General features: G+C 71.1%; 2 protein-coding genes. Both read right to left on the bottom strand.

Annotated features, from left to right (window positions below):
- On the bottom strand, window positions 1–1,371 hold a 1,371-nt coding region (locus F7Q96_RS26350; protein ID WP_151023627.1), incomplete at its 3' end, for a DNA polymerase III subunit gamma/tau.
- A 159-nt stretch (window positions 1,372–1,530) separates the two neighbouring features.
- Window positions 1,531–1,764, bottom strand: a 234-nt coding sequence (locus tag F7Q96_RS26345) for a hypothetical protein (RefSeq protein WP_151023625.1), incomplete at its 5' end; no start/stop codon positions are given.

The raw sequence follows: 1,764 nt of genomic DNA, 5'->3' as shown, positions 1-1,764 counted from the left end.
AGCGGACGCCGCGCCCGAGGCCATCGGGCTCGACGGGGCCGGGCGAGGACCTGGCACCGCCACGGGTGCGGCGGCGGCAATGGTTGCGCCGGTCGCCGGGCCGGCAGCGACCGGACTCGGGGTCGGAGCAGACGCAGCGGATGCTGCCGTTGCGGTCGATGCCGCCGGCGTCGACGCTGCCGCCGCGCCAGCCACACCGGCCATCGCCGGGCCCGGCATCCGCCGCGCGCCGGTCGCCGCGGGTCCCGCCGGCGTCGGCGCCGACGGCATCGCCGAAGGCCGGAACGCCAGCATCCGCAGCAGCGTCATCGTGAAGCCGGCGTACTCGTCCGGAGCCAGCGCGAGCTCGCTGCGGCCGAGATTGGCGATCTGGTAGAACAGCTGGACTTCCTGCGGATCGAAGGCGGCCGCCAGGCGGCGCACTTCGCCGGCCTCGGGCCATTCCTCCTGCACCGAGGCCGGCACCGCCTGCGCCAGCGCGATCTTGTGCAGCAGCGAGCCGAGGTCCTGCAGCGCGCCGGCGAACGACAGGCTGCGATCGGCCATGCTGTCGGCCACCGCCAGCATCGCGGCGCCGTCCTCGGCGGCCAGCGCGTCGAGCAGCTGCACCAGATAGCTCTGGTCGATCGCGCCGAGCATGCCGCGCACCGAGGCCTCGGACACCTCGCCCGCGCTGTAGGCGATCGCCTGGTCGGTCAGCGACAGCGCGTCGCGCATCGAGCCGTGCGCGGCCTGCGCCAGCAGCCGCAGCGCATTGCCATCGTGCGCGATGCCCTCCTCGGCCAGGATGCGGTCGAGGTGGCTGACGATATGGCCGGGCGGCATCTGCTTCAGATTGAACTGCAGGCAGCGCGACAGCACCGTGACCGGGATCTTCTGCGGGTCGGTGGTAGCGAGGATGAACTTGACGTGACCCGGCGGCTCTTCCAGCGTCTTCAGCATTGCGTTGAAGGCGTGGTTGGTCAGCATATGCACTTCGTCGATCATGTAGACCTTGAAGCGTCCGACCGTCGGCGCGTAGACCGCCTTGTCGAGCAGCTGGGCCATCTCGTCGACGCCGCGGTTCGATGCCGCGTCCATCTCGATGTAGTCGACGAAGCGGCCCGCATCGATCTCGGTGCAGGCCTTGCAGATGCCGCAGGGCTGCGCGGTGATGCCGCCGTTGCCGTCAGCGCCGGTGCAATTGAGCGCCTTGGCCAGGATGCGCGACAGCGTGGTCTTGCCGACGCCGCGCGTACCGGTAAACAGGTAGGCGTGATGCAGCCTCTGCTGTTCCAGCGCATGCGTGAGCGCGCGCACCACGTGCTCCTGGCCGACCAGCGTGGTGAAATCCCTGGGGCGCCATTTGCGCGCTAGAACTTGGTAACTCATGGCGGCGATTGTAGCAAATGGCGACCCGCCGGCCGGCAGCCTGTCACGGGGCCGGGCAAGGCGATCGGCGGCGGGGTCGAGCGCAGATCCAGCGGGAGATCCAGCGGGAGATCCAGCGGGGGATCCGGCGAGGCATTCAGCGGGGAATCCGGCGCGCGATCAGCCGCACTCGCCGACGTAGCCGCAGTTGGCGCATTTGGCGCAGCCGTCGACCTTGTGCAGCGCGTGCGCGCCGCACTCCGGGCAGGGCTTGCCGGTGCCGACGCCGGGCGCGCCGACCGGCACGCTGGTCCACGACGATCTGCGCGCGTTCTCGCGCTGGCTGCTGGAAGGCGATGGCGCGCGGCACGGCGCCGCGGCGGCATCGCATGCGGGTGCGGCACCTGGGGCAAC

The organism is Cupriavidus gilardii (genome assembly GCF_008801915.1).
GTDB lineage: Bacteria > Pseudomonadota > Gammaproteobacteria > Burkholderiales > Burkholderiaceae > Cupriavidus > Cupriavidus gilardii.
The sequence above is the reverse complement of the archived record's forward strand: the minus strand, read 5'-3'. Positions and strand labels throughout refer to the sequence as shown.